The sequence below is a fragment of the Sagittula sp. S175 genome (assembly GCF_049800975.1).
GTDB lineage: Bacteria > Pseudomonadota > Alphaproteobacteria > Rhodobacterales > Rhodobacteraceae > Sagittula.
Map to the genome: position 1 here is coordinate 106,833 of NZ_JBNAGB010000007.1, position 26,159 is coordinate 132,991.

Annotated in this window: 31 protein-coding genes; 18 read left to right on the forward strand and 13 right to left on the reverse strand. The window is 65.6% G+C overall.

Annotated elements, in window-relative coordinates:
* Nucleotides 1-58: 58 nt before the first annotated feature.
* Nucleotides 59-3,514 (reverse strand): chromosome segregation protein SMC, encoded by a 3,456-nt coding sequence (smc, locus tag ACP16H_RS10975; protein WP_425072333.1) that lies wholly within the window; start codon nt 3,512-3,514, stop codon nt 59-61.
* A gap of 114 nt (nt 3,515-3,628) precedes the next feature.
* Nucleotides 3,629-3,922, reverse strand: a complete 294-nt coding sequence (locus ACP16H_RS10980) for a hypothetical protein (protein ID WP_425072334.1) — start codon at nt 3,920-3,922, stop codon at nt 3,629-3,631.
* A 230-nt stretch (nt 3,923-4,152) separates the two neighbouring features.
* On the opposite strand from ACP16H_RS10980, the gene ACP16H_RS10985 reads away from it, so the two are divergent.
* On the forward strand, nt 4,153-5,373 hold the full coding sequence (locus ACP16H_RS10985; RefSeq protein ID WP_425072335.1) for a TsoY family (seleno)protein: 1,221 nt from the start codon (nt 4,153-4,155) through the stop codon (nt 5,371-5,373).
* Between the two features lie 257 nt (nt 5,374-5,630).
* Here the strand turns inward: ACP16H_RS10985 and ACP16H_RS10990 are convergent, their stop codons facing one another.
* From ACP16H_RS10990 to ACP16H_RS11015, 6 genes are all read right to left on the reverse strand, one after another.
* Nucleotides 5,631-6,440, reverse strand: a complete 810-nt coding sequence (locus ACP16H_RS10990) for a division plane positioning ATPase MipZ (protein ID WP_425072336.1) — start codon at nt 6,438-6,440, stop codon at nt 5,631-5,633.
* A 219-nt stretch (nt 6,441-6,659) separates the two neighbouring features.
* Complete coding sequence (locus tag ACP16H_RS10995; protein ID WP_425072337.1) at nt 6,660-7,232, reverse strand: F0F1 ATP synthase subunit B; 573 nt, start codon at nt 7,230-7,232, stop codon at nt 6,660-6,662.
* Between the two features lie 4 nt (nt 7,233-7,236).
* Complete coding sequence (locus ACP16H_RS11000) at nt 7,237-7,788, reverse strand: F0F1 ATP synthase subunit B' (protein WP_425072338.1); 552 nt, start codon at nt 7,786-7,788, stop codon at nt 7,237-7,239.
* An 83-nt stretch (nt 7,789-7,871) separates the two neighbouring features.
* Entirely contained in the window at nt 7,872-8,093 is a 222-nt protein-coding gene (locus ACP16H_RS11005) for a F0F1 ATP synthase subunit C (protein WP_425072339.1), read from the reverse strand.
* Nucleotides 8,094-8,166: 73 nt separating this feature from the next.
* Nucleotides 8,167-8,961 (reverse strand): F0F1 ATP synthase subunit A, encoded by a 795-nt coding sequence (locus ACP16H_RS11010; RefSeq protein ID WP_425072340.1) that lies wholly within the window; start codon nt 8,959-8,961, stop codon nt 8,167-8,169.
* Nucleotides 8,951-9,355 (reverse strand): AtpZ/AtpI family protein, encoded by a 405-nt coding sequence (locus tag ACP16H_RS11015; RefSeq protein WP_425072341.1) that lies wholly within the window; start codon nt 9,353-9,355, stop codon nt 8,951-8,953. Before ACP16H_RS11015 ends, ACP16H_RS11010 begins: the two co-directional genes overlap by 11 nt.
* 297 nt (nt 9,356-9,652) lie before the next feature.
* On the opposite strand from ACP16H_RS11015, the gene ACP16H_RS11020 reads away from it, so the two are divergent.
* Nucleotides 9,653-10,669 (forward strand): hypothetical protein, encoded by a 1,017-nt coding sequence (locus ACP16H_RS11020; protein ID WP_425072342.1) that lies wholly within the window; start codon nt 9,653-9,655, stop codon nt 10,667-10,669.
* A 59-nt stretch (nt 10,670-10,728) separates the two neighbouring features.
* Nucleotides 10,729-11,079, forward strand: a complete 351-nt coding sequence (locus ACP16H_RS11025; protein WP_425072343.1) for an ArsR/SmtB family transcription factor — start codon at nt 10,729-10,731, stop codon at nt 11,077-11,079.
* 80 nt (nt 11,080-11,159) lie between these two features.
* On the opposite strand, the gene ACP16H_RS11030 is transcribed toward ACP16H_RS11025, so the two are convergent.
* Nucleotides 11,160-12,044, reverse strand: a complete 885-nt coding sequence (locus tag ACP16H_RS11030) for a DMT family transporter (protein WP_425072470.1) — start codon at nt 12,042-12,044, stop codon at nt 11,160-11,162.
* 8 nt (nt 12,045-12,052) lie between these two features.
* On the reverse strand, nt 12,053-12,934 hold the full coding sequence (locus ACP16H_RS11035) for a LysR family transcriptional regulator (protein ID WP_425072344.1): 882 nt from the start codon (nt 12,932-12,934) through the stop codon (nt 12,053-12,055).
* A 120-nt stretch (nt 12,935-13,054) separates the two neighbouring features.
* Between ACP16H_RS11035 and ACP16H_RS11040 the strand changes: the two genes are divergently transcribed.
* Entirely contained in the window at nt 13,055-13,639 is a 585-nt protein-coding gene (locus ACP16H_RS11040) for an FMN-dependent NADH-azoreductase (RefSeq protein ID WP_425072345.1), read from the forward strand.
* A gap of 3 nt (nt 13,640-13,642) precedes the next feature.
* Here the strand turns inward: ACP16H_RS11040 and ACP16H_RS11045 are convergent, their stop codons facing one another.
* Nucleotides 13,643-14,092, reverse strand: a complete 450-nt coding sequence (locus ACP16H_RS11045) for a hypothetical protein (protein WP_425072346.1) — start codon at nt 14,090-14,092, stop codon at nt 13,643-13,645.
* Between the two features lie 304 nt (nt 14,093-14,396).
* Nucleotides 14,397-14,816: a hypothetical protein gene (locus ACP16H_RS11050; RefSeq protein WP_425072347.1), complete on the reverse strand. Its 420-nt coding sequence runs from the start codon at nt 14,814-14,816 to the stop codon at nt 14,397-14,399.
* Nucleotides 14,817-15,112: 296 nt separating this feature from the next.
* On the opposite strand from ACP16H_RS11050, the gene ffh reads away from it, so the two are divergent.
* The 14 genes from ffh to ACP16H_RS11120 all read left to right on the forward strand — a co-directional run bounded on the left by ffh (nt 15,113) and on the right by ACP16H_RS11120 (nt 24,135).
* Entirely contained in the window at nt 15,113-16,627 is a 1,515-nt protein-coding gene (gene ffh, locus ACP16H_RS11055) for a signal recognition particle protein (protein ID WP_425072471.1), read from the forward strand.
* Between the two features lie 98 nt (nt 16,628-16,725).
* On the forward strand, nt 16,726-17,238 hold the full coding sequence (locus ACP16H_RS11060) for a GNAT family N-acetyltransferase (RefSeq protein ID WP_425072348.1): 513 nt from the start codon (nt 16,726-16,728) through the stop codon (nt 17,236-17,238).
* Nucleotides 17,238-17,771 (forward strand): GNAT family N-acetyltransferase, encoded by a 534-nt coding sequence (locus tag ACP16H_RS11065; protein WP_425072349.1) that lies wholly within the window; start codon nt 17,238-17,240, stop codon nt 17,769-17,771. Before ACP16H_RS11060 ends, ACP16H_RS11065 begins: the two co-directional genes overlap by 1 nt.
* On the forward strand, nt 17,768-18,301 hold the full coding sequence (locus ACP16H_RS11070) for a GNAT family N-acetyltransferase (protein ID WP_425072350.1): 534 nt from the start codon (nt 17,768-17,770) through the stop codon (nt 18,299-18,301). Before ACP16H_RS11065 ends, ACP16H_RS11070 begins: the two co-directional genes overlap by 4 nt.
* Nucleotides 18,298-18,807 (forward strand): GNAT family N-acetyltransferase, encoded by a 510-nt coding sequence (locus ACP16H_RS11075; RefSeq protein WP_425072351.1) that lies wholly within the window; start codon nt 18,298-18,300, stop codon nt 18,805-18,807. Before ACP16H_RS11070 ends, ACP16H_RS11075 begins: the two co-directional genes overlap by 4 nt.
* Nucleotides 18,804-19,400: a GNAT family N-acetyltransferase gene (locus tag ACP16H_RS11080; RefSeq protein WP_425072352.1), complete on the forward strand. Its 597-nt coding sequence runs from the start codon at nt 18,804-18,806 to the stop codon at nt 19,398-19,400. The genes ACP16H_RS11075 and ACP16H_RS11080 overlap by 4 nt, the downstream gene beginning before the upstream one ends.
* Nucleotides 19,397-19,999: a GNAT family N-acetyltransferase gene (locus tag ACP16H_RS11085; RefSeq protein ID WP_425072353.1), complete on the forward strand. Its 603-nt coding sequence runs from the start codon at nt 19,397-19,399 to the stop codon at nt 19,997-19,999. Before ACP16H_RS11080 ends, ACP16H_RS11085 begins: the two co-directional genes overlap by 4 nt.
* Nucleotides 19,992-20,303 (forward strand): chorismate mutase, encoded by a 312-nt coding sequence (locus ACP16H_RS11090; RefSeq protein ID WP_425072354.1) that lies wholly within the window; start codon nt 19,992-19,994, stop codon nt 20,301-20,303. Before ACP16H_RS11085 ends, ACP16H_RS11090 begins: the two co-directional genes overlap by 8 nt.
* A 29-nt stretch (nt 20,304-20,332) precedes the next feature.
* Nucleotides 20,333-20,692, forward strand: a complete 360-nt coding sequence (rpsP, locus tag ACP16H_RS11095; protein WP_425072355.1) for a 30S ribosomal protein S16 — start codon at nt 20,333-20,335, stop codon at nt 20,690-20,692.
* A gap of 148 nt (nt 20,693-20,840) precedes the next feature.
* Nucleotides 20,841-20,981 carry a hypothetical protein gene (locus tag ACP16H_RS11100; RefSeq protein ID WP_425072356.1) on the forward strand — a complete coding sequence of 47 codons (141 nt, stop codon included), beginning with the start codon at nt 20,841-20,843 and terminating at the stop codon, nt 20,979-20,981.
* Between the two features lie 10 nt (nt 20,982-20,991).
* Nucleotides 20,992-21,495 (forward strand): ribosome maturation factor RimM, encoded by a 504-nt coding sequence (rimM, locus tag ACP16H_RS11105; RefSeq protein ID WP_425072357.1) that lies wholly within the window; start codon nt 20,992-20,994, stop codon nt 21,493-21,495.
* 265 nt (nt 21,496-21,760) lie between these two features.
* Entirely contained in the window at nt 21,761-22,894 is a 1,134-nt protein-coding gene (locus ACP16H_RS11110) for a hypothetical protein (protein WP_425072358.1), read from the forward strand.
* A gap of 46 nt (nt 22,895-22,940) precedes the next feature.
* A complete protein-coding gene (gene trmD / locus ACP16H_RS11115; protein ID WP_425072359.1) occupies nt 22,941-23,747 on the forward strand; it encodes a tRNA (guanosine(37)-N1)-methyltransferase TrmD in 807 nt (268 codons plus the stop codon).
* Between the two features lie 58 nt (nt 23,748-23,805).
* Nucleotides 23,806-24,135: a hypothetical protein gene (locus ACP16H_RS11120; RefSeq protein WP_425072360.1), complete on the forward strand. Its 330-nt coding sequence runs from the start codon at nt 23,806-23,808 to the stop codon at nt 24,133-24,135.
* Here ACP16H_RS11120 and tkt read toward each other — a convergent pair.
* Entirely contained in the window at nt 24,107-26,083 is a 1,977-nt protein-coding gene (tkt, locus tag ACP16H_RS11125; protein ID WP_425072361.1) for a transketolase, read from the reverse strand. The two genes, ACP16H_RS11120 and tkt, sit on opposite strands and share 29 nt — an antisense overlap.
* Nucleotides 26,084-26,159 lie beyond the last annotated feature (76 nt).

The window sequence follows — 26,159 nt, forward strand, 5'->3', positions numbered from 1 at the left end:
CCCCATGCGCGCGTCGCATGCGCGCGCCGATCGCCTTGCGCCCGCAAGGCGAAATCCCTCATGCCACCAGCTTCTCGGCGCGCTTCAGGTCGACCGAGACCAGCTGCGACACGCCCTGCTCCTGCATGGTGACGCCGAACAGACGGTCCATGCGCGCCATGGTGACCGCGTGGTGCGTAATGACCAGAAAGCGCGTCTCGGTGCGGCGGCACATCTCGTCGAGCATGTCGCAAAAGCGCGTGACGTTGGCGTCGTCCAGCGGCGCGTCCACCTCGTCCAGCACGCAGATCGGCGAGGGGTTCGCCATGAAGACCGCAAAGATCAGCGCGAGACAGGTCAGCGTCTGCTCGCCCCCGGACATCAGCGACAGCACCGACAGCTTCTTGCCCGGCGGCTGACACATGATCTCAAGGCCCGCCTCCAGCGGGTCGTCGGATTCGACCATCACCAGGTTCGCCTCGCCGCCGCCGAACAGATGCGTGAACAGCATGGTGAAGTTGGAATTCACCTGTTCGAAAGCCGTCAGCAGGCGCTCGCGGCCCTCGCGGTTCAGCGAGGCGATCCCGGTGCGCAGCGCCTTGACCGCCTCTTCGAGGTCGTTCTTCTCGGCCACCAGCTGGTCGTGCTCGGTCTGGACTTCGCGGGCGTCTTCCTCGGCACGCAGGTTCACGGCGCCAAGCGCATCGCGGGCGCGTTTCAGGCGGGCGACCTCGATCTCGATCTTCTCGGCATCACCCAGGTCTTCGGGCGTGATGTCCAGCGTTTCCAGCAGCTTGTCAGGCGTGGTCTCCAGCGCCTCGTGGATACGCAAGGCGGCGGCGGCGACTCCTTCGCGGGCGGCGTCAGCGCGGGCCTCGGCGCGTGCGCGGGCCTCGCGGGCCTCGCCTGCCAGCCGTTCGGCATCCCGCTCGGCAGTCACGGCGTCGCGCAGCACGGTTTCCGCCTCGACCAGCTTGTCGTGGGACAGCGCCTTGCGCTCCTCGGCCTGCTCGATCCCTTCGGTCAGTTCCTCGCGCTGGGTCGTCAGAGCGTCGGGCACCTCATAGGCATCGGCCAACTCGTCCTCGGCGTCGGCCTTGCGCTCCGCCAGTTCCTGCGCCCGCGCCGTGGCGTTTTCCAGCCGCAGCCGCCAGCCGGACAGTTCCTTTGTCACCTGCTGGGACCGCCCCTTGCGGGCCTCGCCCTCGCGGCGCAATTCGTCGGCGGCAGAGCGGCGCGCCATCATGGTCATGCGCGCGGCCTCGACGGTCATCTTCACGTCTTCGAACTGCGTGCGCACGTCGTCCAGATCGTCAAGGTCGGCCAGCGCGCGCTCGGCTTCCTTCAACTGGCCGCGCGCGGTGCCCGCCTCGTCCTCGAAGCGGCGCACCGCCAGCGAGGCGCTTTCCAACTTGCCCTCGGCCATGTCGCGCTCGGCCTCGGCGCGGGAGAGGGCACGGGCGGCCTCGGTGACCTTCTGGTCGGCCATGCGGCGGGCTTCGCGGGTTTCCTTGTCGGCGCGGGTGAGGTCGGCGAGCCGGGCCACCAGCGCGTCATGGGCGGCACGGGTGCCGTCCAGAACCGCCGTCGCCTCGGCCATTTCCTGTTTCAGCGCCTCAAGGCGGTTCAGCTGTTCCAGCCGCATCGCAGCGGCAGAGGGCTGATCCTCGGCCCATGCGCGGAAACCGTCCCAGCGCCAAAGGTCGCCCTCAAGCGACACCAGCCGCTGACCGGGCTTCAAAAGCGTTTGCAGGCGCGGGCCGTCCTCGGCCTCCACCAGACCGATCTGGGAGAGGCGGCGTTCCAGCACTTCGGGGACCGACACGTGCTGCGCCAGCGAAGTCACGCCCGCAGGCAAGGGCTGCGTCACGTCATAAGCGGGCAGCACCAGCCAGCCGGAGGGGCCATCCTCGCCGACCTCGGGCGCGCGCAGGTCATCGGCCAGGGCCGCGCCAAGCGCCTTTTCAAAGCCCTGCTCCACCTGCAAACGGTCGAGGATCTGCCCACCCTCGGCGGTGTCGCGGTCCAGCAGGCGCGCCAGCGCGGTCACCTCGGCGCGCAGGGCGTTCATCACCCCCTCGGCCTCGGAACGTTCGCCGCGCGCCTCGGCCTCGCGCGACTGGCACTCGGCGCGGGCAGCCTCGGCGTCGGTCAGCAGGGTCTCGGCGCGCTCGGCCATGGCCTGCGCGTCCATCTGGCGACCCTTGGCCTCCTCGGCAGCCTCGCGGGTTGTGCCGAGGCGCCCCTTGGCCTCGGCCACGCCTTCGCGCGCCTTCTGTGCCTCGGAGTCGGCACGGGCAACGGTGCGCTGGCAGTCGGCAAGGTAGCGCTGTGCCGACTGGTGACGGGCGGCGAGCCGCGCCACGTCCTCGGTCATCTGGCCAAGATCGGCCTCGCGCGCCTGCAACACGTCCGAGGCCTCGTGCGCCGCATCCTGCGCCTCGGCCAGCTTGTCGTCGTGGCCTTCGGAGGCCTTCTTCAACTCGCGCGCCTCCCATTCGAGGCGTTCGATGGTTTCGCCTGCGTCGCGGTTCAGCACCTCTTCGCGGGCCATGTCCTGATCCAGCTGGGCGATGCGCTTGCGCAGGGTTTCGATGCGGTCGGCGGCCTGCTTTTCCTGATCGGACAGCGCGTCGCGCTGCACCAGAAGGCGTTGCAGGATGGCGGCGGCAATGGCGTCTTCCTCGCGCAGGGCGGGGAGCTTTTCCTCGGCGGTGCCGCGCGCCTTCTCGGCTTCGCGGGCGGTGCGCTCGGCGGTGGCGGCGGCGGTGACCAATTCTCGCAGGGCAGCCTCGGCGGCGGCGCGGGCCTGATCGGCCTCCTGCCAGCGGCGGTAGAACAGTGTCCCTTCAGCCTGCCGCAGTTCCTCGCCGATCTGGCGGTAGCGCTGTGCCTGCCGGGCCTGACGCGCCAGTTGTCCCAGTTGCCCTGCCAGCTGTTCCACCACGTCGTCGACGCGTAAAAGGTTGGCCTCGGTGTTCTTCAGCTTCAGTTCCGCCTCGTGGCGGCGCTGGTACAGGCCCCCGATCCCGGCGGCATCCTCCAGCACCTTGCGGCGATTCTGCGGCTTGGCATTGATGAGTTCCGCGATCTGCCCCTGACGCACCAGCGCGGGCGAGGTCGCGCCCGTCGCGGCATCGGCGAACAGCATCTGCACGTCGCGCGCCCGCGTGTCCTTGCCGTTCACCTTGTAGGCCGAGCCGATGTCGCGGGTGATGCGCCGGGTGACCTCGAGCGTGTCGCTGTCGTTGAACCCTGCAGGCGCAAGGCGATCCTGGTTGTCGATGACCAGGCTGACCTCGGCAAAGTTGCGCGCGGGGCGCGAGGCGGCCCCGGCAAAGATCACGTCCTCCATCCCGCCGCCGCGCATGGCCTTGGCGCGGGTTTCGCCCATCACCCAGCGCAACGCCTCGAGCAGGTTGGATTTGCCGCAGCCGTTCGGACCGACCACGCCCGTCAGACCACTGGAGATCATCAGGTCGGTCGGGTCCACGAAGCTTTTGAAGCCGGACAGGCGGAGGCGGGAAAACTGCACGGGATCGATTCCTTTTCAGACCGGAAAGGTGCCGTATCCCGGTCCCGGGAGTCAATCTCTGCGCCGCGCCATATGGCGGATCGGCGGGTTTTGTCCACAAGATATGGGTGAGACCTAGCCGCCGCAGAGCACGTCCAGCGCTCCTTGCCCGGCATCGAACACCGCGCATTCCAAGAGGCGTGGCCGCTTTGGCATCTGGGGTGCCGGGCGTCCGTCGCAGGACAGGCCCACCCACATCATTGCGGGGTCGCCCAGAACCCAGGACGGGGTGCAGCCGGTGCCCTGCCAGGCGGCGATGGCAGCGCGGCGCCCGATGACCTGGAAACGCGGGAGCAGTTCCGACGAGGTGCGAATCGCCTCGACCACATCGCCCTGCCTGCGCAGGGTGAACTGCGATCCATCGACCACGCGCTGCACCTTTGCCGACCGGGAAAAGCCCGGTCCCGCCGCATCACATGCAACGAGACCGAGAAGAGCGATGAGTGGTAACAGTCGCATTCCCCATGATTTTCAGGGCTTGGTTAGCAAGTGGTTAATAGGAGGCCCCCGGAGGGTGGCGCGTTCGGATAGGTTTTTCTTTACATTCCAACTGTGGAATTTTTATAGTATTCCAAACTCAGAATGTATGGAGAGCCGCCATGGCCCGGACAGACGCATTGACCCGCAAACCCGCCGACGCCTACGCGCCGATCTACTTCCTGCAATCGTTGGGCGCAGGGGGGATCGCCGTCACCTTCTTCATGTTCCTGATGTTCTGGGTCCCCCACCCCGGTCGCCCGGTCCCGATCTTCGAGGACCTGATGGCCGCCTGGGCGACGGGCAACCCGTGGCAGCAAGCCGCCGTGGCCGTGTCCATGGCGGGGATCGCGGTGTTTGCCTACCTCAACATCAAGTCTCTGATCTGGAACCTGGCGCGCTACGCCGAGTTCAAGAAAACCGCTGCCTACGAATCCCTGCGTACGTCGAACGGAGAAACCACCCTGCTGGCCATGCCGCTGGCGCTGGCCATGTCGGTGAACGTGGGCTTCATCCTCGGGCTGGTCTTCGTGCCGCAACTGTGGACCGTGGTCGAATACCTCTTTCCGCTCGCCATGGTGGCCTTTGGCCTGATCGCGGTGATCGCGTTCCGGCTGATCGCGGACTTCCTCGGGCGGGTGTTGTCCAAGGGCGGGATCTTTGACGTGACCGCGCATAACTCCTTTGCGCAACTGCTGCCGGCGTTCACCGTGGCGATGATCGCCGTGGGCTTCTCGGCCCCCGCCGCGATGAGCACCAATGCAACCACCGTTGGCGCCTCGCTGATCCTGTCCACCGTACTCGGGACCATCGCGATCCTCTACACGTTGTTCGCCGCCGTCACCGCGTTCTCGTCGATGCTGCACTACGGGACCGCGCGGGAGGCAGGCCCGACCCTGATGATCATCGTGCCGATCGTCACCGTGTTGGGAATCATGTTCGTGCGGCAGGATCATGGGCTGCACACCACCTTTGATGCCCATGGCAATGCCGGAGAGACGATGGTCTTTCTCGCGCGGCTGTTGTCGATCCAGGTGGCCTTCCTTGGCCTCGGGATGGTGGTGCTGAAGGCGCAGGGGTATTTCAACGATTTCGTCATGGGGTCCAAGACCTCGGCCGGGTCCTATGCACTGGTGTGCCCCTTCGTGGCCTTCTCGGTGATGCTGCATTTCTTCATCAACAAGGGACTGGTGGCTGCGAATGTGATCGAGAAGTTCGGCACGGGGTACTGGGTCTGGACCGCGCTGGCCATTGCCTCGCAACTGGTGGCCATCGCGCTGGTCGCCCGCCTGAACCGGCAGCATTTCGCGCCGGTGGGGGCAGCGGCGGTCCCGGCGGAATAATCCAACACTCACGCGAACTGGAGAGGGCCGGGGAAACCCGGCCCTTTTCGTGTTTTGGTTGGGGTTTCGCCTTCGCTGCGCTCAGGTGATCGGCTGGGGGTTTCACCCCCAGACCCCCAAGGTATTTGGAAAACCAAAGAAGCAGGGGAGCGGGCCCCCGTGTCCATGGTATAGACCAAGCCGCGACGATGAAGCGATGTCCTGAACCTGTGGGCCGATGCGGGCGGCCAATGAAGGGATGGTCCCGCGATCCGCCGTCAGAAATTGACCTCGACCCCGGGCAGTTTGAGCGCCTTGATGAGTTCGCGTAGCTCCTGCCGGGCGGCGACGTTGGAGATGTTCAGTTGCTTGACGCCCACGTCCTTGAGATCGAGCAGGGTCAGGCCGCGCGGGAAGAGTTCGCGGAAGACGACGCGCTCCGAGAAGCCGGGTGCGACGCGGAAGCCGATGCGCTTGGACAGGCGTTCCAAGGCCTTTTCGATCTTCATCTTGTTGACCATCTGCTGCGCGCCGAGGCGGTTGCGCAAGACAACCCAGTCGATGGGCGGCAGGCCGGCCTGCGCGCGAACCTGGCGGGCGGACCAGACCATTTCCGAGTAGACCGACGGGCCGAGGATCTTGTCCCCGTCCGCGTCGATGCGGGCCAGCAGGTCGAAGTCGATGAAACTGTCGTTGAGCGGCGTGACCAGCGTGTCGGCCAGCGAATGCGCCACCTGCGCCAGCCGCGTGTGCGAGCCGGGGCAGTCGATCACGATGAAATCGCAGGTCTCTTCCATGCCAGCCACGGCTTCGGACAGGCGTCTGTCGTTGGCGTTCTCGCCGGGGTCGAGCGTCTCTTTTTCGATGTTGGGCAGTTCCGTGTGCATCGGAGAGGGCAAGTCAATGCCAATCTTTTCGAGGTAGGCCATGCGGTTCTCGGTGTACCGACCGAGGCTGCGCTGGCGGATGTCGAGGTCCAGGGTCTGCACCCGGTGGCCCAGTCGCGCCAATGCGGTCGCGAGATGCATGGAGACGGTGGATTTGCCCGCACCGCCCTTTTCATTGCCGACAACGATGATGTGTGCCACGCCCGATGTCCCTCAAGAAATACCACGTGTTGTCCGTGGCTGGTTGCCGCCCACGGTATATTGTGCGCGCCCTCAAGAAAAGATGAAGCCCGCAGAAGACCCGCGAACCGTGGCGGTCCTGCCGCGCAGGCGGCGGGCGCCGGAGATGAGCCAGAAACGACCCAGAGACAGAAAAACCCGACCGAAAGGCCGGGTCCTTCATGCGTTGGCTGTCGGGCCTCAGTGCAGCTTGGCGCCCACTTCGGCGATCGAGGCGTCGATCATCTGGCCGGACTTTGCCGGGTCCATCTGGTCGGCCACGACCTTGCGTGCAGCGGCCACGGCCACGGCGGCGGCCTGATCGCGGACCTGCTTGACGGCCTTGGCTTCGGCCGAGGCGATCTGGCCTTCGGCGGCAGCCAGACGGCGTGCAATGGAGTCCTTCAGGTCGGCCTTTGCCTGCTCGGCGGCCAGTTCGGCCTCCTGACGGGCGTGGGCCACGATGCGGTCTGCCTGATCCTGTACGTCACGCTGCTTGCGCTCGTAGGATGCCAGCAGGGTCTGTGCCTCTTCGCGGATGCGACGGGCCTCGTCCAGCTCGGCCTGGATGTCCGCGGCGCGCTTGTCCAGAAGACCACCCAGCAGGCCGGGGATCTTGAAGTAGACGAGCACGGCCAGGAACAGCAGGAAGCCCAGCAGCACGATGAAGTTGGTGTTGTGCAGGCTGAAGAACGGCCCGCTTGCGGCGTGCGCCGGTGCGGCTGCGGTCAGCAGTGCCCCAGTCAGCGATGCGGGAAGGATGAAACGCGTCATGTACTTACCCTTTCAGCTGGCTGTCGACAGCGGCGTTGATGGCGGCATCGTCTGCCGACATGCCGAGCGCTGCCACGATGGCTGCCGCGGTGTCCTTGGCCACCACCTCGACGTTGGCCACGGCGCTGGCGCGGATCTCGGCGATTGCCTTCTCCGATTCAGCGGCCTTGGCCGAGATTTCCGCGTCGGCCTTGGCCAAAGCGTCGTCAAGGTCGGCCTTGATCTCGTCGCGCGTCTTCTGCGCGATCGCCTGTGCCTCGGTGCGCGCGTCGGCGAGGGCTTTCTCGTAGGCCGCTTCGGCCTCCTGTGCCTTCACCTTCAGCTCTTCGGCTGCGGCGATGTCATTCGTGATGGTGCCCTGACGTTCAGCCAGGACGGACGCGATCCGCGGCAGAGCGACACGCGCCAGAATAAAGTAGATCACCACGAGCGTGATGATGAGCCAGAAGACCTGATTGCCAATCCAGTCTCCGCAGAGCTGGGGCATCCCGACGGCAGAGCCGTGAGAATCCACACATGCGCTGACAGCTTCGGCCCCGTGAGTTTCGGTCGCCATGTCGTCCTCCGTCGGAACTTGTCTCTACATCGGGCGGCCTGTGGTCAGGCCGCCCGCGCGTAAGGATCGTTAAGTTCCGTGAATCAGACGGCGAACATCAGCAGCAGGGAGACCAGGAACGAGAAGATGCCCAGTGCTTCTGCGAATGCGATGCCGATGAAGAGGGTTGCGGTCTGCGACGCGGCAGCCGACGGGTTGCGCAGAGCGCCTGCCAGGAAGTTGCCGGCAACGTTGCCCACACCGATTGCGGCTGCGCCGGAACCGATTGCTGCGAGACCTGCGCCGATGAACTGAAGACCTTCCATGGTGTATCTCCTTACGATTGGAAGTTTTGTATTAGGGTGTTTTGCGGGGTCGGGGGCCAAGGGCCCGCCGACGTTAGTGGTGCGGATGCAGCGCGTCCTTGAGGTACACGCAGGTCAGGATCGTGAAAACGTAGGCCTGGATGAAGGCCACGAGGATTTCCAGACCGTACATCGCGGTGATGGCGATGACCGAGATCGGCGAGATGGCTGCGATGGCGGCAAAGCCTGCGAAGACCTTGATCACCGCGTGGCCTGCCATGACGTTGCCGGCAAGACGGATGGAGTGGCTGACCGGGCGCACGAAGTACGAGATCAGTTCGATGATCGCCAGGATAGGGCGCAGGGCCAGCGGTGCCGAGGACACCCAGAAGAGGCCGAGGAACGACGCGCCGTTCTTGACGAAGCCGAGGATGGTCACGGTCAGGAACACGGCCAGCGCCAGCACCACGGTCACGGCAAAGTGCGAGGTGGTGGTGAAGGACATCGGGATCAGGCCGAGGAAGTTCGCGAAGACGATGAAGAGGAACAGCGTCATGATATAGGGGAAGAACTTCAGACCGTCCTTGCCGGTGACGTCTTCGACCATCTTGTGCACGAAGCCGTAGGCCAGCTCAGCGACAGACTGCGACCGCGACGGCACGATGGCGCGGCGCGAGGTGCCCACGACCATCAGCAGCACGACCGACACGATGGCGAGGAACAGCCACAGGGTCACGTTGGTGATGGTGAACATGCCCACTTCGCCATGGCCGAACAGCGGCTTGACGATGAACTGGTCCATCGGGTGGAAAACAAGGGCGTTGCCGCCTTCCTGTGCCATTTCCGCTGCGCCGTGACCGGCTTCGGCTGCGTGCGTTTCAGCTGCCATCTCTGTTCCCCTCGTTGGCGTCGCGCGCGACGCTCGTGTTCGTGTCGGGCGCGTCCGCCCCGTTGCCGTGTTGCGACGCCTGCGTCGCTGTCAATTCCGCCTTCGCCTGCACTTCCTTCGCCGTGCGCAGCATCACGTTGATGCCGGCGGCGATGCCGAGCAGTGCGAAGATGACCATCAGGAAAGGCGCGGTGCCCAGCACCATGTCCAACCCGTAGCCGATGCCGAACCCGATACCCAGGCCCGCCACCATCTCCGTCACCATCCGCCAGGCGATGTTGGCCTGACTGTAGTGTTCTTCCTGGTGCCGCTTCGTCTGCCCGGTCGCCTTCTTGTAGGCGGCGATGCGGGCCTCGAGTTGCTGCATCTGCTGCTTTTCGTCGGGCGCGCTCATGGGCGTGTCGGCTCCACCAGAGTTCGGGGAGGGAATAGGCGGTGGGGCCTTGCGAGTCAACGCCCGGTTAATGGTGCGCTTTGGCTGGGGATGTGTTTGATTTTTCGTTGAAAAATCGGACATACGGAGAGCGCGTCGATTCCGTCGCACCCGTGGTTAGCGCTCTCGCGGACGTGAAACGATATTCAACCTTTCAGTTGATCTTGGCATCGAGGGCCGTCGCGTTGCCGCCCGAAACCCTGCAAACTCACGCCATAATTGTACGAAACTATTGGCAGGCACCTTAACGAGTAGCCCATGATGACCCTACCGACCTCCGCGCTGTATGTGCTCCCCTCGATCGTTTTTACCGTCATCATTACCTTCGCCCTGCAAAAGCCCCCTCCGCCGGACACCGCCGTTCCCGGCGCACGTGCGCGCGAGCGGTACGTTGTGCCGATCTGGCTCATCGTCCTCGCGGTGCTTTCGGCCCTGACGTGGACGCCGTTGGGTGACATCGTGGCCACGATCACAGCCATCTCCGTCATCGGGCTGCCGATCACAGCGCTGGTTTTTGTCCTGCCCACGATGACCGTTGCGCTGGCGCTGATCCTTGTACCTCACCGCGCCCTGCGCCTGATGGGGGTGCGGCATGGATGGATCGTCGGCGCGGTGCTCTGCGGGGTGTTGGCCCTGATGCCGCCTCTGGTCGCCGCCCGGATGGACTCCACGGCTCAGGCGCTGGCCGCAAGGGATCACCCCTTTCCGTCCCCCCTCGCCCGCACCGGCACGATCGTGATCGACAGCCCCCGCACGGACTGCGACGCTTGGTGCCATGACCTGCTCGACATGGGGTTCGACGGGGTGATCACGGTGCGGGCACCGGATTACGACAGGCCCGAGATGCCCGTGACCCTGCACCGCCGCGTCGTCACCGCCGAGGATTGCGCCACCTTCGAACATTGGGACCCGAATTCCCCGTGGTCGGACTCGCGGCCCGGGCAGGAGACCTGCATCCTGCGCATCCCGTCCACGCTTGCCGAGGGCACCGTGGCGCTGGTTCACGAGAAGCCCCGCCCCAAGGCTCCCCTGGGTGGTCGTTTCGACTTCGTCATTGTCAGTCGCCTGATGCAGCGGGTCGACGGGCGCTGGCAGGAAACCGGCCGCCGCAGCCGGGTCATCTACGATCACCCCATCCTGCCCCTGATCTCGCGCTCTGCAGATGCAGGCATGGCCGTGCGGTCCCGTCCCGGCCTGATGTCCCGCAGGGTGACGCTGGGCGATGACTCTGTGCCGACCTTGGACACCGTCTTTCTTCCGGTTCCCGAGGCGTGACCGCGGCGGGCTACACCGCGCCCACTGTCAAAGCCCGCCGTTCCGCGCTATCGGAGAGCATGACCAACCGTCTCGACGCCACCTTTGCCGCGCTTGCCGATCCGACGCGCCGCCAGATCCTCGCCATGCTGCTCGAGGATGACATGGCCGTGACCGACGTGGCGGAGCCGTTCGAGATGTCGCTGGCGGCGATTTCCAAGCACCTGATGGTGCTGACCGCTGCCGGGCTGATCTCTCAGGAGAAACGTGGCCGGGTCAAATGGTGCAAGCTGGAACCGGACGCCCTGCGCGAGGCGACGGTCTGGATGCAGGGCTTCGGTCTGTTCGAGCCGGTGAACCTTGACGATTTCGAACGGTTCCTTGCGCGGGAGTTTCCTGCCACCGAGGACGGAGCGGGCGGCGACACCTGAATAAGTATTTGCCAAGCAGAGAAAAAGCGGCGCGCGCCTGGTTTCTCTGCCTTGCTCTGCCGCCCGCCGGAGGCTCTTGTTCAGTGCCCCTCGTCCTTCAGCAGCATCAGCAGCGAAATCACCGTCAGCGCTACGCCCGGCAGCACCATGGCGGCCGGGACACCCTGCCCCAGCGCCAGCTGCCAGAGGATCACGCAAGACGGCACGAGATAGGTGTAGGCCATGACCTTGGCCGAGGGCAGTCGCAGCGTGGCATAGCGCAGGATCAGGAAGGTCACGCCGGTGGCCACGATGGCCGTATACAGGATCACCCACCAGACGATGGCGGGCATGGCGGCCCAGTCTGTGTTCACGATGTCCCCGAAGGCGTAGACGCCGAGGATCACGGCCCCTGCCGTGAGGATCGAGGCCACGAAGGCGAGCGCCGGTTCGCCCCGGTTCAGCTTGCGCAAAAGCGGCGAGTAGAGCGCGTGCGCGATGCAGCCCCAGAAGTAGATGCGTTCGCCGTGGCCGATCTCGAATTTCATCGCCAGAGCCGGATCGCCTCGGAAGATCACCCAAAGCGCCCCCAGGCCCCCCACGACGATGGCCAGTGCCATGCGCGCGGTCGTGACCTGCCGGACGACGAACCATCCAAAGATCGCGGTGAGCAGCGGGTTGAGGGTGAAGACGGCCGCCATCGAGACAGGCTCGGCGGTCTTCAGCCCTTCGAACATGGTGACGAAGTAGATCGCAAAGAGCCCGGCGAGGGCGAAGTAACGCCAGGGCGCGCGGCTGACGCCCTTTGCCCCCTGCCCGCTGAGCAGGACCAGCATCCACATGGCGACCGCCGCGACGGCAAAGCGCACCGCGTTCAGAACCACCGGGTCAATGTAAGGGCCAACCATGGCGCCAAAGGGGAAGGACCCAGCGACGATTGCCGCGAAGCCCAGCATGGCAAGGTGTCCCTTGCCTGCCTCGCTCAGGCCCGTTGTCACCGTGCCGAACCCTCGCCTGCAAACGTCTTGAGATGCGCCAGGAAAGCCTGGACCTTGGCGGTGCGGTGCAGGTCCACATGTGTCACGAGCCAGAGCGGCGTCGTCCACTCGCCGCGCGGCGGCATGACCTGAACGAGGTCCGGGTGCAGCGCCGCCTCTCGCGTGCCCATGAAGCCCAGACCCGCCCCGGCCAGCACGGCGTTTTCCATCACGCGGCTGTCGGCGGTGCGGAAGACGACGCGCTGGAAGGGCACCTTGCTCAGCAGCCAGCGGTTGAAGGGGGCGCGGTTTTCCGGATCGTCATGCGCGACGAAATCGTGTGCACTGAGGTCGGATTCGTCCTTCGGTGAACCCTTGCGCGCGATGTAGTCGCGGTGACCGTACAACGCGACGTCCTGATGAGCGAAGGGGCGGACGACGTTGTCCGGCTCCTGCGGGGCGCCACCGGCGCGCAGGGCCACATGCGCCTCGCCGTATTCCAGCCGGAACACGCGGTCATCTGTCAGGTAGCGGACCACCACGTCGGGATATTTCTCGCGAAACGACGCGAGCGCGGGGACCATCAACGGCGCGAACGCAATGAGCGACGTGACCAGCAATTCGCCCGAGACGTCCGAGCCGCGTCCCTTGATACGGCCTTCGAGTTGCTGGAACTGCTCATCCGTGGTCTGCGCGACTCGCAGCAGGTCATGTCCGGCCTCTGTCGCCGTGTAGCCGCGCGCATGGCGTTGAAAGAGTTTCACGCCCAGGCGCCCCTCAAGGGCGTCGATGTGGCGGATCACCGTGGCGTGGTGCACGCCCAGCACTTCTGCCGCGCCACTCACCGTCCCCATGCGCGCCACCTGAAAGGCGGTGCGCACTTCATCCCAATTGTCCATCTCGGAACCTGTGCATTTATCAACACTGGCGGTCAATCTGCCCAGATTGCGTTCGCGGGTACAAGGGCCAACTTCTGTTCTGAACGGAACGTGAAAGACAATGACCAAAGGACGTACACCATGACCCATACATTGCTGCGTATCGACGCCTCTGCCCGCCACGAAAACTCCACCAGCCGCGCGCTTGCGGACAAGGTGGCCGGGCGTCTCTCTCCGGTAAAGACCATCAGCCGCGACCTTTCCGAAGAGGTCATCCCCCAGCTGGACGCGGGCTGGCTGCATGCGGCATTCACCGACGACGCGAGCCGCAGCGACGACCAGCGGGCCCGCCTGGCGCAGTCAGAAGCGCTGATCGCCGAACTGCGCGAGGCAGACACACTGTTGCTGGCGCTGCCGATCTACAACTTCGGAGTGCCTGCCAGCCTGAAATCCTGGTTTGACATGATTGCCCGTGCCGGGATCACCTTCCGCTACACCGAAAATGGGCCTGAGGGCCTGCTGAAAGGCAAGCGCGCCATCCTTGTCATCGCGACAGGCGGAACCGAGGTGGACAGCGCCATTGACTTTGCGACCCCCTGGCTGCGTCACATGCTGAGCTTTGTCGGCATCACGGACATTCAGGTGGTGCGCTCGGACCTACAAAACCTCGACGCCGAAGCCTCGAAAGCCCGGGCCGAGGCCGACATTGCGCACCTTGCCGCCTGACGATCAGAACGCCTGCACGCGCCCGGCTGGTCCCGCCGGGCGCAACAATCCCTGGACCCCGTGCGCATCAGGGTCCAGATCGGCAAAGCGCAGGGCCTCGGCCTGAGTGCGAAAAACTTCGACCCGGTAAGGGGCGTTCGGGTTCACCGAGGTTTTGTAGAGGCGCCCCATTCCGTATGCCACGTTACCCGGCGCGTAGATCGAAGTGACCGAGCGGGGATCGCGTGCGACGTAGTGGTGTCGGAGACGTTCGGACATCTCGCGCATCTGGGCAAAGAAGTCGTCCGGAAAGCGACATTCGGCAAGATCCATCAGGACGTGATGCATCGGGTCGTATCGGGGACCGGACCGGTACTCTCGCACCGCGTCGACATTTTCCTGCGCGGTGACGAGGCCGCGAAACACGACAAGGACGATATTGAATTCAGGGTGTACGGCGTAATCGACGGGCATAAGACGTTGTAGACTTTCTGACAGAATGAAAAATTCTTTCTTGGAAATCAACGCCCGAACAGGCGGGAATGTTTCTTGTGGACGGCAGCCGCCGCGTGGCGAGGGTCGATTTGGTCCTTTTTCCCTTGGGCGTCTCTTTACGTGCCGGGCTACCCGAACGCAGGGATCATGCACGTTTTTCAGAACCGAGAGTCGCGGCCCTCGCCCATCGAAGCCTGCAGGTCACCGAGGTAACGGCCCACTGAACCGCGCGCCTTTTTCCAAGCGCCGAAGGGACGGTCCCCCGGACATGCCACACCCTCGGCTACCGCGAGGGATAGACGCGTTCGGCCTCGGGATCGTCCGGCGCGACCCCAAGGAACCGCAGCGCGCCGCCTGTCGTCCGGAAGACCTCGATCGGGTAATGCGCCATGGCCCGCGCCTGCGCACTGTAGCGGCGAGCGACCTCGAAAGCGGTCTCGTCGGGCGCATAGAGCGCGCTGCGCACCGAGTGCTCGTGAGACTCGTAATACGGCAGACACCCCTGGATGACTTCGGACAGGCTCTCTTGTATATCCGCAGCGAAACGTCCGCCGCGCAGGTCCATCGTCATGTTGAAATCCGGCCGGAACCCCGGGTCACGTGTGTAGGCTATGGACACCTCCACCATTTGTCGCGCGCTCACGATCCCCGACCACGAAAAGCGGACAAGCCGAAGGCGCGGGAAAATCTCGTATTCGACCATGATCCTCACCCCATCCCCTTTTACGTGCTACCACGGCGCGCGATCCCCCACCAGTTGCCACGCTTGACTCCAGAGGGCTTTTCCGGCAAGCAACCCCCAACTTCCGGAAGGTTTCGACTCTTCCGGTCCCTTGGGCATTGCCCGGGATCGCCCTCCGTCAGCGCGTTGCGCCCACGGGGGCTTTTCCGCATTGCCCTGCTGAATGCCCCGTTCGCGGGGCCCGTGAATTGCGATGCCGGTGGCGCGTCCCTACCTGAGGGAAGCCCCCAGAGACTGAAAAGAAAGGCGTAATGCCCATGTTCGAAAATCTCTCCGAACGCCTTGGTGGCGTCTTCGACCGGCTGACCAAGGCGGGTGCGCTCTCCGAGGACGACGTCAAGACCGCCCTGCGCGAGGTGCGCGTGGCCCTGCTCGAGGCCGACGTCTCGCTGCCCGTGGCGCGCCAGTTCGTGAAGGCGGTGGAGAAGAAAGCCACCGGCGCGGCGGTGACGAAATCGGTGACGCCGGGGCAACAGGTGGTGAAGATCGTCCATGACGAACTGATCGCCGTTCTGGCGGGCGAAGAGGGGCAGGACCCCGGCCGGCTCAAGATCGACAACCCGCCCGCGCCGATCCTCATGGTCGGCCTGCAGGGCGGCGGCAAGACGACCACCACCGCCAAGCTGGCAAAGCGCCTGAAGGAGCGGGACGGCAAGAAGGTCCTGATGGCCTCGCTCGACATCTACCGCCCGGCGGCGATGGAGCAGCTGGCCATCCTCGGCCAGCAGATCGGCGTCGACACCCTGCCGATCGTCATGGGCGAGGACCCGGTGGCCATCGCCAAGCGCGCCAAGACGCAAGCAGGCCTTGGCGGTTACGATGTCTACCTGCTGGACACCGCGGGCCGCCTGTCCATCGACGAAGAGCTGATGCAACAGGTCGAAGCCGTCCGCGACGTCGCCAAGCCGCGTGAGACGCTGCTGGTGGTCGACGGCCTCACCGGTCAGGACGCGGTGCACACCGCCGAGAACTTCGACAACCGCGTCGGCATCACCGGCGTCGTGCTGACCCGGATGGACGGCGACGGTCGCGGCGGTGCAGCCCTGTCCATGCGCGCCGTCACCGGCAAGCCGATCAAGTTCGTCGGCCTGGGCGAAAAGATGGACGCGCTCGAGACCTTCGAGCCCGACCGAATTGCGGGCCGCATCCTCGGCATGGGCGACATCGTGGCGCTGGTTGAAAAGGCGCAACAGACGCTCGAGGTCGAACAGGCCGAGCGCATGATGAAGCGCTTCCAGAAGGGTCAGTTCAACATGAACGACCTGAAGATGCAGCTGGAACAGATGGTCAAGATGGGCGGCATGGCCGGCATGATGGAGATGATGCCCGGCATGGGCAAACTCGCCAAGCAGGTGGACAGCGCCGACCTCGACGACAAGGTCATCAAGCGCCAGATCGCGCTGATCAATTCCATGACCAAGAAAGAGCGCGCCAACCCGGCGCTGCTGCAGGCCAGCCGCAAGAAACGCATCGCGGCAGGTGCGGGCATGGAGGTCTCGGACCTCAACAAGCTGCTGAAGATGCAGCGCCAGATGTCCGACATGATGAAGAAGATGGGCAAGATGGGCAAAGGCGGGATGCTGAAACAGGCCATGAAGGGCATGTTTGGCAAAGGCGGTATGCCCGAAGGCATGGACCCGTCGCAGATGGACCCCAAGGCGCTGGAAGCGGCGGCCAAGCAGATGGGTGCGCGCCTGCCCGGTGGCCTTGGTGGCCTTGGAGGAATGGGCGGCCTCCCCGGCGGCCTCTCCGGCTTCGGCAAGAAAAAGTAACCCGTATCACAGGATCTCACCGCGCTTCCGGCTTCTTCTTGGTCCAAATACCTTCCGCCGGAGGCGCGATTTTTCGAAGAAAAATCGCACACCACCCGATGACCGACACCGTCCTCCATACCCCGCGCCTGACCCTCAGGCCGCCGCAACAGTCCGACTGGCCTGCGGTCTCTGCGTTCATGGAGACATCCGGACGGCTGGAATTCATCGGCGGCACCACGGCGGACGAATTCGCCCGTTGGCGCGCCTTCCTCGCCGGTTTCGGCCATTGGGCCCTGAAGGGCTTCGGCTTCTTCACAGTCCTGCATGACGATACCCCCGTGGGCCGCGTCGGCCTGATCGACCACGTGATGTGGGAAGAACCGGAACTCGGTTGGCACCTCTTCGACGGATTCGAGGGTAAGGGCTTCGTGACCGAGGCGGCACTCGCCGTGCGCGACTGGGCCTACACGACCCTTGGCATGGGGCCGCTGGTGTCCAACATCCACCCGGACAACGCCCGCTCGATCCGCGTTGCGGAACGCCTCGGCGCAACCTTCGAGCGCGACGCAACACTGCTGGGCCAACCTTCGCAGGTCTGGCGCCATCCTGCACCGGAGGGTCGTGCCTGATGCCCGCCCCCACCCTGCATACCCCGCGCCTGACCCTGCGCGCCCATGTCATGGCCGACTTCGAAGCGCTTTGTGACCTGTTCGAGAGTGACCGCGCGGCCTATATGGGCGGCCCGATTCCGCGCAAGCAGGCGTGGCGCTGGCTGGCCTCCGAGGTCGGCATGTGGGACCTGCTGGGCCACGGCGCCTGGGGGATCGAGGCGAAGGACGGCACCTTCCTCGGCCAGATCGGGCTGCTGAAACCGCCGCATTTCCCCGAGGTCGAACTGGGATGGACCCTGCTCGACCACGCCGAGGGCAAGGGCTACGCCACCGAGGCCGCGCTGGCGGTGCTGAACTGGGCCGCCGAGCAGGGGTACGCGACGCTTGTCTCCTACATCGACCCGGCCAACGCCCGCTCCATCGCGCTGGCGGAACGCCTTGGCGCGACACACGATCCCGACGCCGCCCTGCCGACAGGCGAAACGCCCGAGGAAACCGTCGTCTACCGACACAGGCTGGACGCCGACGGCAACCCGGAGGCCTACGCATGACGCTGGTCCCCTTTGCCCCCACGCTCGAAACCGACCGCCTGATCCTGCGCGGCCCCCGCCGCGAGGACGCCGAGGCGGTGATGGCCTTCCTGATGGACGCCGAGCGTGCGGAAGGCTTTGGCCATATCGCCGAGCGCGGCAATGCCTGGCGCTGGTTTGCCATGAACGTCGGTCACTGGCACTGGCACGGCTACGGCTATTTCGTGATCGAGGACCGCGCGACCGGCACCCCCGCCGGGATCAGTGGCATCTGGAACCCGGAAACCTGGCCCGAGCCTGAACTGGGCTGGGTGGTCTTCGACGGGTTCGAAGGAAAAGGCATCGCCTACGAGGCCGCGAAACGCGCCCGCCAGTGGGCCTACGACGACTTCGGCCTGACCACGCTGACCTCGAACATCGTGCCCGGCAACGACCGGTCCAAGGCGCTGGCCACCCGCCTCGGGGCGCGCTTCGAACGCGTCTACCACAACACCAACATGGGCGAGGACGAGCTCTGGCGTCACCCCGGCCCCGACGAGGTGGCATCATGAAGGCGCACCTGTCCATATCTACCGACCGGATGGTCCTGCGCACCCCGGAAGAGGACGACTTCGAGGCCGTCGCCGCCTTCATGTCCTCCAACCGCGCGAAATTCGTCGGCGGCCCGCGCCCCGACCGCCACGACATGTGGCGCGGCTTCCTGGGCCAGATGGGTCACTGGGGCCTGCGCGGATACGGCCTGTTCACCCTCACGCAGGGCGGGCGCGTGATCGGGCGGGTGGGCCTGCTGAACCACCTGATGTGGGAAGAGCCGGAACTGACCTGCCACATCTTCGACGAGGCGCTCGAAGGTCAGGGCCTCGCGACCGAGGCCCTGCGCGCCGCCCGCCTCTGGGCCTGGGAAGCGCATGGCATGAACCGCCTCGCCTCCTTCGTGCATCCGGGCAACGGCGCGGCGCAGGGCGTCATGCTGAAACTCGGCGCCGTCCCCGAGAAGGAAACCCTGCTGCTGGGCGCCAAGGTCCAGCTGTGGCGTCACCCGGAGGCGCGCCCGTGACCGACGCCCCCGTCAAGCAAGCCACCGCCCCCTGCGAAAAGCACCGCCCCGGCCCCGCCGCGCGCGCCGCCGCCCGCATGGGCGGCAAGGTGCCGGTGATCGACACGAAACGCCTGCAACTGCGCGGCCCTCGCGTCTATGACTTCAAGGCCTATGCCGAGATCCTGACCTCGGATCGCGCGATCTTCATGGACGGGCCGTTTACCCGCGAAGAGGCGTGGCAGGACTTCACCAATTATGTCGCCTGCTGGATGCTGCACGGCCACGGGCTGTGGACCATCGACGCCGCCACGACCCCCACCGCAGGCTTCGTCCTGCTGGGCTACGAATGGGACAACCCGGAGCCCGAGCTGGGCATCTTCATGGCTGCGGGCGCCGAGGGTCAGGGCTATGCGCTCGAGGCGCTGGAAGCCGCGCGCGACCATGCTTTCGACGACCTGAGGTGGGACAGCGTCGTCAGCTACGTCGCTTCGGACAACGACCGGGGCAACCGCCTGATGAAACGCGCCGGTGCCCGCCGCGACCCGCAGGCCGAGGCGCAGATCGGCGACGATCACCTGCACGTCTGGCGCCACTCCAAGGGGGACGCATGACCATCACCAACATCCCCGTCCTTGAAACCAAGCGCCTGCAACTGCGCGCGCCGCAGCCGCAGGACTACCCGGATTTCAAGGCGACCTTCGCCTCCTACCGCTCGCGCTTCATGGGCGGGCCACTGAATGCCTACGAGGCCTGGATGCTCTACGCCGCCGAGATCGGCCATTGGGAAATCCGCGGCTTCGGCATGTGGATGGTCCACCTGAAGGAAACGGACGAGACCGTCGGCATGGCGGGCGGCTGGTTCCCGGCGAAATGGCCGGAGCGCGAGATCGCCTGGATCATCTGGCCCGACAAGGCCGGGAAGGGCTACGCGCTGGAAGCCACCGACCGGGTGCGCCGCCACTTCTACGAGGACAAGGGCTGGGAAACCGCCGTGTCCTACATCGACCCGAAGAACCTCGATTCCATCCGCCTCGCCGAACGGCTGGGCTGCAGGAAGGACGCCGACGCGCCGTCGATCGACGGCTCCGACGCCGTCTACCGCCACCCCACCATGGACCAGTTAAAGGGCCAGGCGGGGCACGGCGTCGCGATGGAAATCGCCCACTACCAGGACCCGCTGTTCAAGCCGAAAGGATTCGCAATTGACTGACGCCCCCGATGACGTTACCCGCGCGGCGCAAATCCTGAAGGGTCACCGCGAGTCGATCGACCGGCTCGACGCGATCCTCGTCTACACGCTGGCAGAACGGTTCAAGCACACGCAGGCCGTGGGCGTCCTCAAGGCGCAACACGACCTCCCGCCCTCCGACCCCGCGCGCGAAGAAAAGCAGATCGCGCGGCTCGAAGCTCTTGCACTGGAGGCGGATCTCGATCCGGTCTTCGCAAGGAAATTCCTGAATTTCGTCATTCAGGAGGTGATCCGTCACCACAAGCAACATCAGGCTGACGCCTGAAATCCAAGCCATTCAAAGGAGATCAAACAATGGCCGTTAAAATCCGTCTCGCCCGTGGTGGTTCCAAGAAGCGCCCCTTCTACCGCATCGTCGCAGCCGACTCGCGCATGCCGCGCGATGGCCGCTTCATCGAGAAGCTGGGCACCTACAACCCGCTGCTGGCCAAGGACAGCGAAGAGCGCGTCCAGATGGACGTCGAGCGGATCCAGTACTGGATGTCCCACGGCGCGCAGCCGACCGACCGCGTGTCGCGCTTCCTCGAAGCCGCAGGCGTGATCGAGAAGAAAGAGCGCAACAACCCCAAGAAGGGCGAGCCGGGCAAGAAAGCCAAGGACCGCGCCGAAGAGAAAGCCGCCAAGGCAGCCGCAGCGGCAGAAGCATCCGAGTAATTCCTCGGTGGCGGCATGGGGTGGCCCACCCGCCCCACGCCAATCGGCCCCGGTGTCGCGCGACGCCGGGGCTTTTTCATGCGCGAGTGGCTGCCAAAGCTGCAAAGTGCTCTGGCATCTGGCCACGCGCCATGGCACAGCCGCGCCCATGTTCAGCCTGATCCGCCTTCCCCTGCTGCTTGCTGTCGCCTTCGTGGCGGGCATGTTCTATGAGCGTGGACAACAGCGCGAGCTTTGTGAAAACTCCGGCGGAGTGTGGACGCGTGGCGCTTATTGCGTCGGCAAGTAAGGGGATGACCATGGACGACCAGATCTGTGTCGGCGCCATCGGGGGCGCGTTCGGGGTCCATGGCGAGGTCCGTCTGAAAAGCTACACTTCGGACCCCGAAGCAATCGCGGATTACGCGCCGCTCACCGGCGACAACGGCGAGACCTATCAGGTGCAGATCACCCGGGAGATCGCGCAGGGCTTTGCCGCGCGGCTGTCGGGGGTGCGCAGCAAGGAAGACGCTGACGCGCTGAAGGGCGTGCGGCTGTACGCTCCGCGCGACCGGCTGCCCTCGTTGCCTGACGACGAATTCTATCACGCAGACCTGATCGGCCTGACCGTGTTCGACACGGGCGGGGTGGAAATGGGTCGGGTGAAGGCTGTGCTGAACCACGGCGCCACCGACCTGCTGGAGATCATCCGCCCCGGTGTGTCCAAGACGATACTGCTGCCCTTCACCATGGCTTGTGTCCCGACGGTGGATCTGGCGGCCGGACGGATTGTGGCCGACCCGCCCGAAGGCCTGCTGGACTGACACAAGGGCAAGTGGCTCACCATAAACGGGAATTTCCTGAACCCAACGTTCGGAGAAATTGACGCTATTTGCCACAAGTGATTCATCGTTAGGATAGGTTAACAGCCCGACTGTTGAAACGTACGGGACAGTGAGAAAGCCCCCCCGACTTCTGTCCACAACGTTGAAAAATTAACGGTGAAATTCGTCCAAAGTCACCCACATCCCGCCACATTGCTCGTCCATTTTTAGCCGCAATCGAGACGTATTTTATGGACCGCCTCCCTTGGACCGGACAACCCACAGACTGCTTTTCTCCAGCCTCGCGCTGATCCCGGCCTGCGCCGCGCTTTGGGTCGCCCTCCATCAAGGCGAGCACGTCCCGTCAACGCTGCTCACCGTGGCCTGCAGCCTCGTGGCCTTGGGCGCCGCACTTACCCATCCCGGCCAAACCAGCGCCGTGCAGGCGCGCGAGATGATGCCGCTGCGCCGCGTGCCGCGTGATCTGCCCAGCGAAACGCAGCAACGTGCAACGATCGTGCGGGCGCTGGCCGCCGAAGACAGCGCCTTGTCCCTGCACTCGTCACTGTCACGCGAACAGGCCACCGCCTGGATCCTGCGCCGCTGCCTGACGGCCTGGGCGCAGCGAGATCCGGGCGCGCTCACCTCGCAGCAAATGGCAACGGCGTTTCTGCTGACGCGGTTGCTGACGTCGTCGCCGGGCGAAGCCGGGCGGTTGGCACAGTTCTTTCGCCGCCCCGATGCCGTTCTTGGACTGCGCGACGAGGTGGATGTCATGGCACGGGAACGCGCGGAATGGGACCGGAACCAGAGGCTCTACCTCGCGACGCAATGGCTCTGGACACGGCAACGCCACGAACAGCGTATGCCCTCGCTGGTCGATGCCCTTCAGGCTCTGGGACCCTCCGATATCGACCTGTGGCATCGCGTGGTTCTGGAGCATGACCCGAACAATCCCGCCCAGCGCGAGGCCGCCCTGTGGTGTCTGCGCCAACGTGGCTGTGACAAGGCAACAGTGGCGGCATACCTGGCCCAGATTGCGCTGGACGGCCGGCTGGTGGCGGCGGCGCTTGGGCACAAGACGGCTTACCTCGACGCGATCCGCTCGATCATTGAGAACTGGAACGCCGGGCATTACCGGACCAAAGAACTGGCTCTGGACCCGCCGAACGCTCTGGTCGAAGCCGCCCCTCGCGTCACACGTGAAATGGAGCGCGTGTCGCGACTGATCGGGGCGCAGTGGCCTCTGCCGAACGGTGCGTTTGTGCGTTACGACGGCCGTCCGGCGCGTGTGCGTCGCGCCTGGGATCTCGACACGGGACTGTTGCGCAGCGATCCGGAACGCTCGGACTACTTCGACGCGCCGACCAACGCCGCCTCTCATCCGCATCTGCTTTAGTCGCTGGCTCTTGCCCCACGAGGCTGGCTCGGGATAAGGCACGCGCATGTCAGACGCACCCAGCAAACCGAAGCTCTCCCACGGACGCAAGTCCATCCGCCCCAGCCTGAAGCCGCGCGAGTTGATGACCGCGGCACCCGCGCTGGCGCGCGCCTGGAATGCACAGGTGATTACCCTGTTCCCCGAGGCCTTCCCCGGCGTGCTGGGCTTGTCCCTGACCGGCAAGGCGCTGAAGGACGAGCGCTGGCAGTTGCAGACCGTCGCGCTGCGCGAATTCGGCGAGGGAAAGCATCGCAACGTCGACGACACGCCTGCGGGCGGTGGCGCGGGCATGGTGCTGCGGCCTGACGTGATGGGCGCTGCGATCGAACAGGCCCGCGCCGGGCAGCACCCCGCCGCGCCCTTGATCTACCTGTCGCCGCGGGGTCGCCCCTTTACCCAGCAGACGGCGCGGGCCCTGGCCGAGCGTCCCGGCGTGACGCTGATCTGTGGCCGCTTCGAAGGCCTCGACCAGAGGGTGATCGACCATTATGGCATCACCGAGGTCTCGCTTGGCGACTACGTCCTGACGGGCGGAGAGATCGCCGCGCAGGCCATGCTGGACGCCACGGTGCGCCTGTTGCCGGGTGTGCTGGGCAACGCCGAGTCCACCGAGGAAGAAAGCTTTTCGGATGGTCTTCTGGAGCATCCGCAATACACCCGCCCCGCTGAATGGAAGGGCCGGACCATCCCCGACGTGCTGATGTCGGGCCATCACGGCGAGATCGCCAAGTGGCGGCGCGCCCAGTCCGAGGCCCTGACGCAGGACCGCCGTCCCGACCTGTGGGAGTTGTGGCAGGCGCGCAAGGGCTGAGGGTTTACGCAGCGACAGGTTCGGGGCAGGCTGGAAAGGCAGCCACCGGAGACCCGCCATGCGCCTTGCCCTCGTCCTGCCCCTGATGCTCTGCGCCCTCCCGGCGCTGGCCTATGAACACACCGTCGAATACCGTTTCACCGGCGCGGAACTGGTCGCCTTCAACGTCACCGAAGGCCCGGATGAGGACCCAACGGTCCTCTCCATCGGCCTCCAGACGGATGGCGGCGGCGTCACGCTCGAAATCGAATCCGACCTTGGGCTGGGGGATTGTGCCGAAGTGCTGACCTACGCGCAGGGCAACCCCGGGGTGACCGTCGTGCTGACAGCCAACCTGAACGCCCAGACGATGAACGGCGTCACGCTCGTTCAGTGTTCCGAACGCTGACCCTGCGCCGTGCCTCGTCGATGATGCGCGCGGCGGTGATGCCGAAGTAGCGGTACAGCACCTCGGCGCGGTCCGACGCGCCGAAGCCGTCCATGCCGATGAAGCAGTCAGAGGGGCGCAGCCAGCGTTCCCAGCCGAATTTCAGCGCCGCCTCGATGGCGATGCGCGGGGCCTCGCCCAGCACCTCGGCCTGGTAGGCCTCGGTCTGGTCCTCGAACAGTTCCCAGCAGGGCATGGACACCACGGCGGCCTTGACCCCCTGTCCGGCGAGCGTTTCGGCGGCCTCGACGGCAAGAGCGACCTCGGTTCCCGTGGCCAGCAGCGTGACGTCGCGCGGCCCGTCCGTGTCGCGCAGCACGTAGGCCCCGCGCCGCGAGCGGTTCTCTCCGGCGCTGCGCAGTTGCGCGGTCGGCTGTTTCGACAGAGCAAAGAGGCTGGGACCACGGCGGGTTTCCAGCGCGATTTCCCAAGCCTCGGCAGTTTCCACCGCGTCGCAGGGGCGGAAAACGCGCATGTTCGGCATCGACCGGAAGGAGGCGAGGATTTCCACCGGCTGGTGGGTCGGCCCGTTCGACCCGACGCCGATGGAGTCATGGCTGAACACGAAGATCCCCGGCAGCCCCATCAGCGCCGCCATGCGCATGGCCGGGCGCTCGTAATCGGCAAAGGCGAGGTAAGTCACGTTCACCGGGCGCAACCCGCCGTGGGCCGCGATGCCGCAGGTCATGGCCCCCATAAGGTGCTCGCGCACACCGCAATGCACGTATGACCCGCCATGCGAGTCAGCGGAAAACGCGGCGCGATTGCGCTTGTGGTTGGTCGGGGCCTCCAGATCGGCGCACAGCACCTGCACCTCGGGCAGCGCGATACGGAGCGCCTCGCAGACGTCGCCCGACGACAGGATCGTGGCGCGCGGGTCTTCGCTGACCAGCCCGGCGGTGAGTTCGTCCATCCTGTTGCCGAAGCCGTCGGGCAGGGCACCCGACGTCCAGCGCCTGAACTCGGGCGCGCGCGGGTGCTCGGCCAAGGCCGCGTGCCAAGTGCGATGCGCCTCGGCACCGCGTGTCATGGAGGCAGCCCAATCGGCCCGCATCGCGTCGGGCACCACGAAGGGGTCATGGGACCAGCCCAGCGCCTCCTGCGCCTCGATGCGGTCCTCTTGGGTCAGCGGCGCGGAATGGCCGCCGCGCTGGCCTTGCAGGCGTGGAATGCCGCGCGCGATGGTGGTGCGGCAGGCCAGCAGCGAGGGGCGCGGATCGGTGCGTGCCGCGAACAGCGCCGCATCCACGGCGGCGATGTCATGGCCGTCCAGTTCGACCACATGCCAGCCCGCCGCGCGGAACCGCGCCGGAACGTCCTCGGATATCGACAGCGCCGTGTCGCCGTCATCGGTGATGTGATTGTCATCCCAAAGGAAGGTGAGTTTCCCCAGCTTCAGATGCCCGGCGAGGCTGACGGCCTCCTGCCCCAGCCCCTCCTGAAAACAGCCGTCACCGACAAAGGCCCAAGTCCGGTGATCCACCAGCTCCGGCCCGAACTCGGCGGCCATGCGCGCCTCGGCCACCGCCATGCCGACGGCGCAGGCGATACCCTGCCCCAGCATGCCCGTGGTGATCTCGATCCCGGCGCGCTGTTCGATCTCGGGGTGGCCGGCGCAGACCGACCCGAGGCGGCGGAAGGATTTGAGCGCCTCCAGCGACAGCGGCTTTACCCCCGACAGGTGCAGCAGCGCGTACAGCAGCATGGAGCCATGGCCGTTCGACAGCACCACGCGGTCGCGGTCGGGCCAGAGCGGATCGGCGGGGTCGGCCTTGAGGTGGTTGGCGTAGAGGGTCGCTGCGATCTCGGCCATGCCCAGCGGCACGCCCTGATGGCCCTCGCCCGCGTTCAGGATGCTGTCGAGCGCAAGGAAACGGATGGCATTGGCCATGGACTGTATGTCGGTCATGCGGCTCCTCCTCGGACTTCAGCGATGCATACAGCAGGCCGCGCCTTGGCGTTGTTCAGTTCTTCTAACAAGGTCT

Coding starts and splice junctions, on each gene's coding strand:
- ACP16H_RS11040 (WP_425072345.1), top strand. CDS start 13,055: ATGACCCATACATTGCTGCGTATCGACGCCTCTGCCCGCCACGAAAAC.
- ACP16H_RS11085 (WP_425072353.1), top strand. CDS start 19,397: ATGACCATCACCAACATCCCCGTCCTTGAAACCAAGCGCCTGCAACTG.
- ACP16H_RS11045 (WP_425072346.1), bottom strand. CDS start 14,092: ATGCCCGTCGATTACGCCGTACACCCTGAATTCAATATCGTCCTTGTC.
- ACP16H_RS11050 (WP_425072347.1), bottom strand. CDS start 14,816: ATGGTCGAATACGAGATTTTCCCGCGCCTTCGGCTTGTCCGCTTTTCG.
- ACP16H_RS11015 (WP_425072341.1), bottom strand. CDS start 9,355: ATGAGCGCGCCCGACGAAAAGCAGCAGATGCAGCAACTCGAGGCCCGC.
- ACP16H_RS11120 (WP_425072360.1), top strand. CDS start 23,806: ATGCGCCTTGCCCTCGTCCTGCCCCTGATGCTCTGCGCCCTCCCGGCG.
- ACP16H_RS11100 (WP_425072356.1), top strand. CDS start 20,841: ATGTTCAGCCTGATCCGCCTTCCCCTGCTGCTTGCTGTCGCCTTCGTG.
- ACP16H_RS11065 (WP_425072349.1), top strand. CDS start 17,238: ATGCCCGCCCCCACCCTGCATACCCCGCGCCTGACCCTGCGCGCCCAT.
- ACP16H_RS11000 (WP_425072338.1), bottom strand. CDS start 7,788: ATGGCGACCGAAACTCACGGGGCCGAAGCTGTCAGCGCATGTGTGGAT.
- ACP16H_RS11070 (WP_425072350.1), top strand. CDS start 17,768: ATGACGCTGGTCCCCTTTGCCCCCACGCTCGAAACCGACCGCCTGATC.
- ACP16H_RS11075 (WP_425072351.1), top strand. CDS start 18,298: ATGAAGGCGCACCTGTCCATATCTACCGACCGGATGGTCCTGCGCACC.
- rpsP (WP_425072355.1), top strand. CDS start 20,333: ATGGCCGTTAAAATCCGTCTCGCCCGTGGTGGTTCCAAGAAGCGCCCC.
- ACP16H_RS11025 (WP_425072343.1), top strand. CDS start 10,729: ATGACCAACCGTCTCGACGCCACCTTTGCCGCGCTTGCCGATCCGACG.
- ACP16H_RS11010 (WP_425072340.1), bottom strand. CDS start 8,961: ATGGCAGCTGAAACGCACGCAGCCGAAGCCGGTCACGGCGCAGCGGAA.
- ACP16H_RS11035 (WP_425072344.1), bottom strand. CDS start 12,934: ATGGACAATTGGGATGAAGTGCGCACCGCCTTTCAGGTGGCGCGCATG.
- ACP16H_RS10985 (WP_425072335.1), top strand. CDS start 4,153: ATGGCCCGGACAGACGCATTGACCCGCAAACCCGCCGACGCCTACGCG.
- ACP16H_RS10995 (WP_425072337.1), bottom strand. CDS start 7,232: ATGACGCGTTTCATCCTTCCCGCATCGCTGACTGGGGCACTGCTGACC.
- ACP16H_RS11060 (WP_425072348.1), top strand. CDS start 16,726: ATGACCGACACCGTCCTCCATACCCCGCGCCTGACCCTCAGGCCGCCG.
- ACP16H_RS11005 (WP_425072339.1), bottom strand. CDS start 8,093: ATGGAAGGTCTTCAGTTCATCGGCGCAGGTCTCGCAGCAATCGGTTCC.
- rimM (WP_425072357.1), top strand. CDS start 20,992: ATGGACGACCAGATCTGTGTCGGCGCCATCGGGGGCGCGTTCGGGGTC.
- tkt (WP_425072361.1), bottom strand. CDS start 26,083: ATGACCGACATACAGTCCATGGCCAATGCCATCCGTTTCCTTGCGCTC.
- ACP16H_RS11020 (WP_425072342.1), top strand. CDS start 9,653: ATGATGACCCTACCGACCTCCGCGCTGTATGTGCTCCCCTCGATCGTT.
- trmD (WP_425072359.1), top strand. CDS start 22,941: ATGTCAGACGCACCCAGCAAACCGAAGCTCTCCCACGGACGCAAGTCC.
- ffh (WP_425072471.1), top strand. CDS start 15,113: ATGTTCGAAAATCTCTCCGAACGCCTTGGTGGCGTCTTCGACCGGCTG.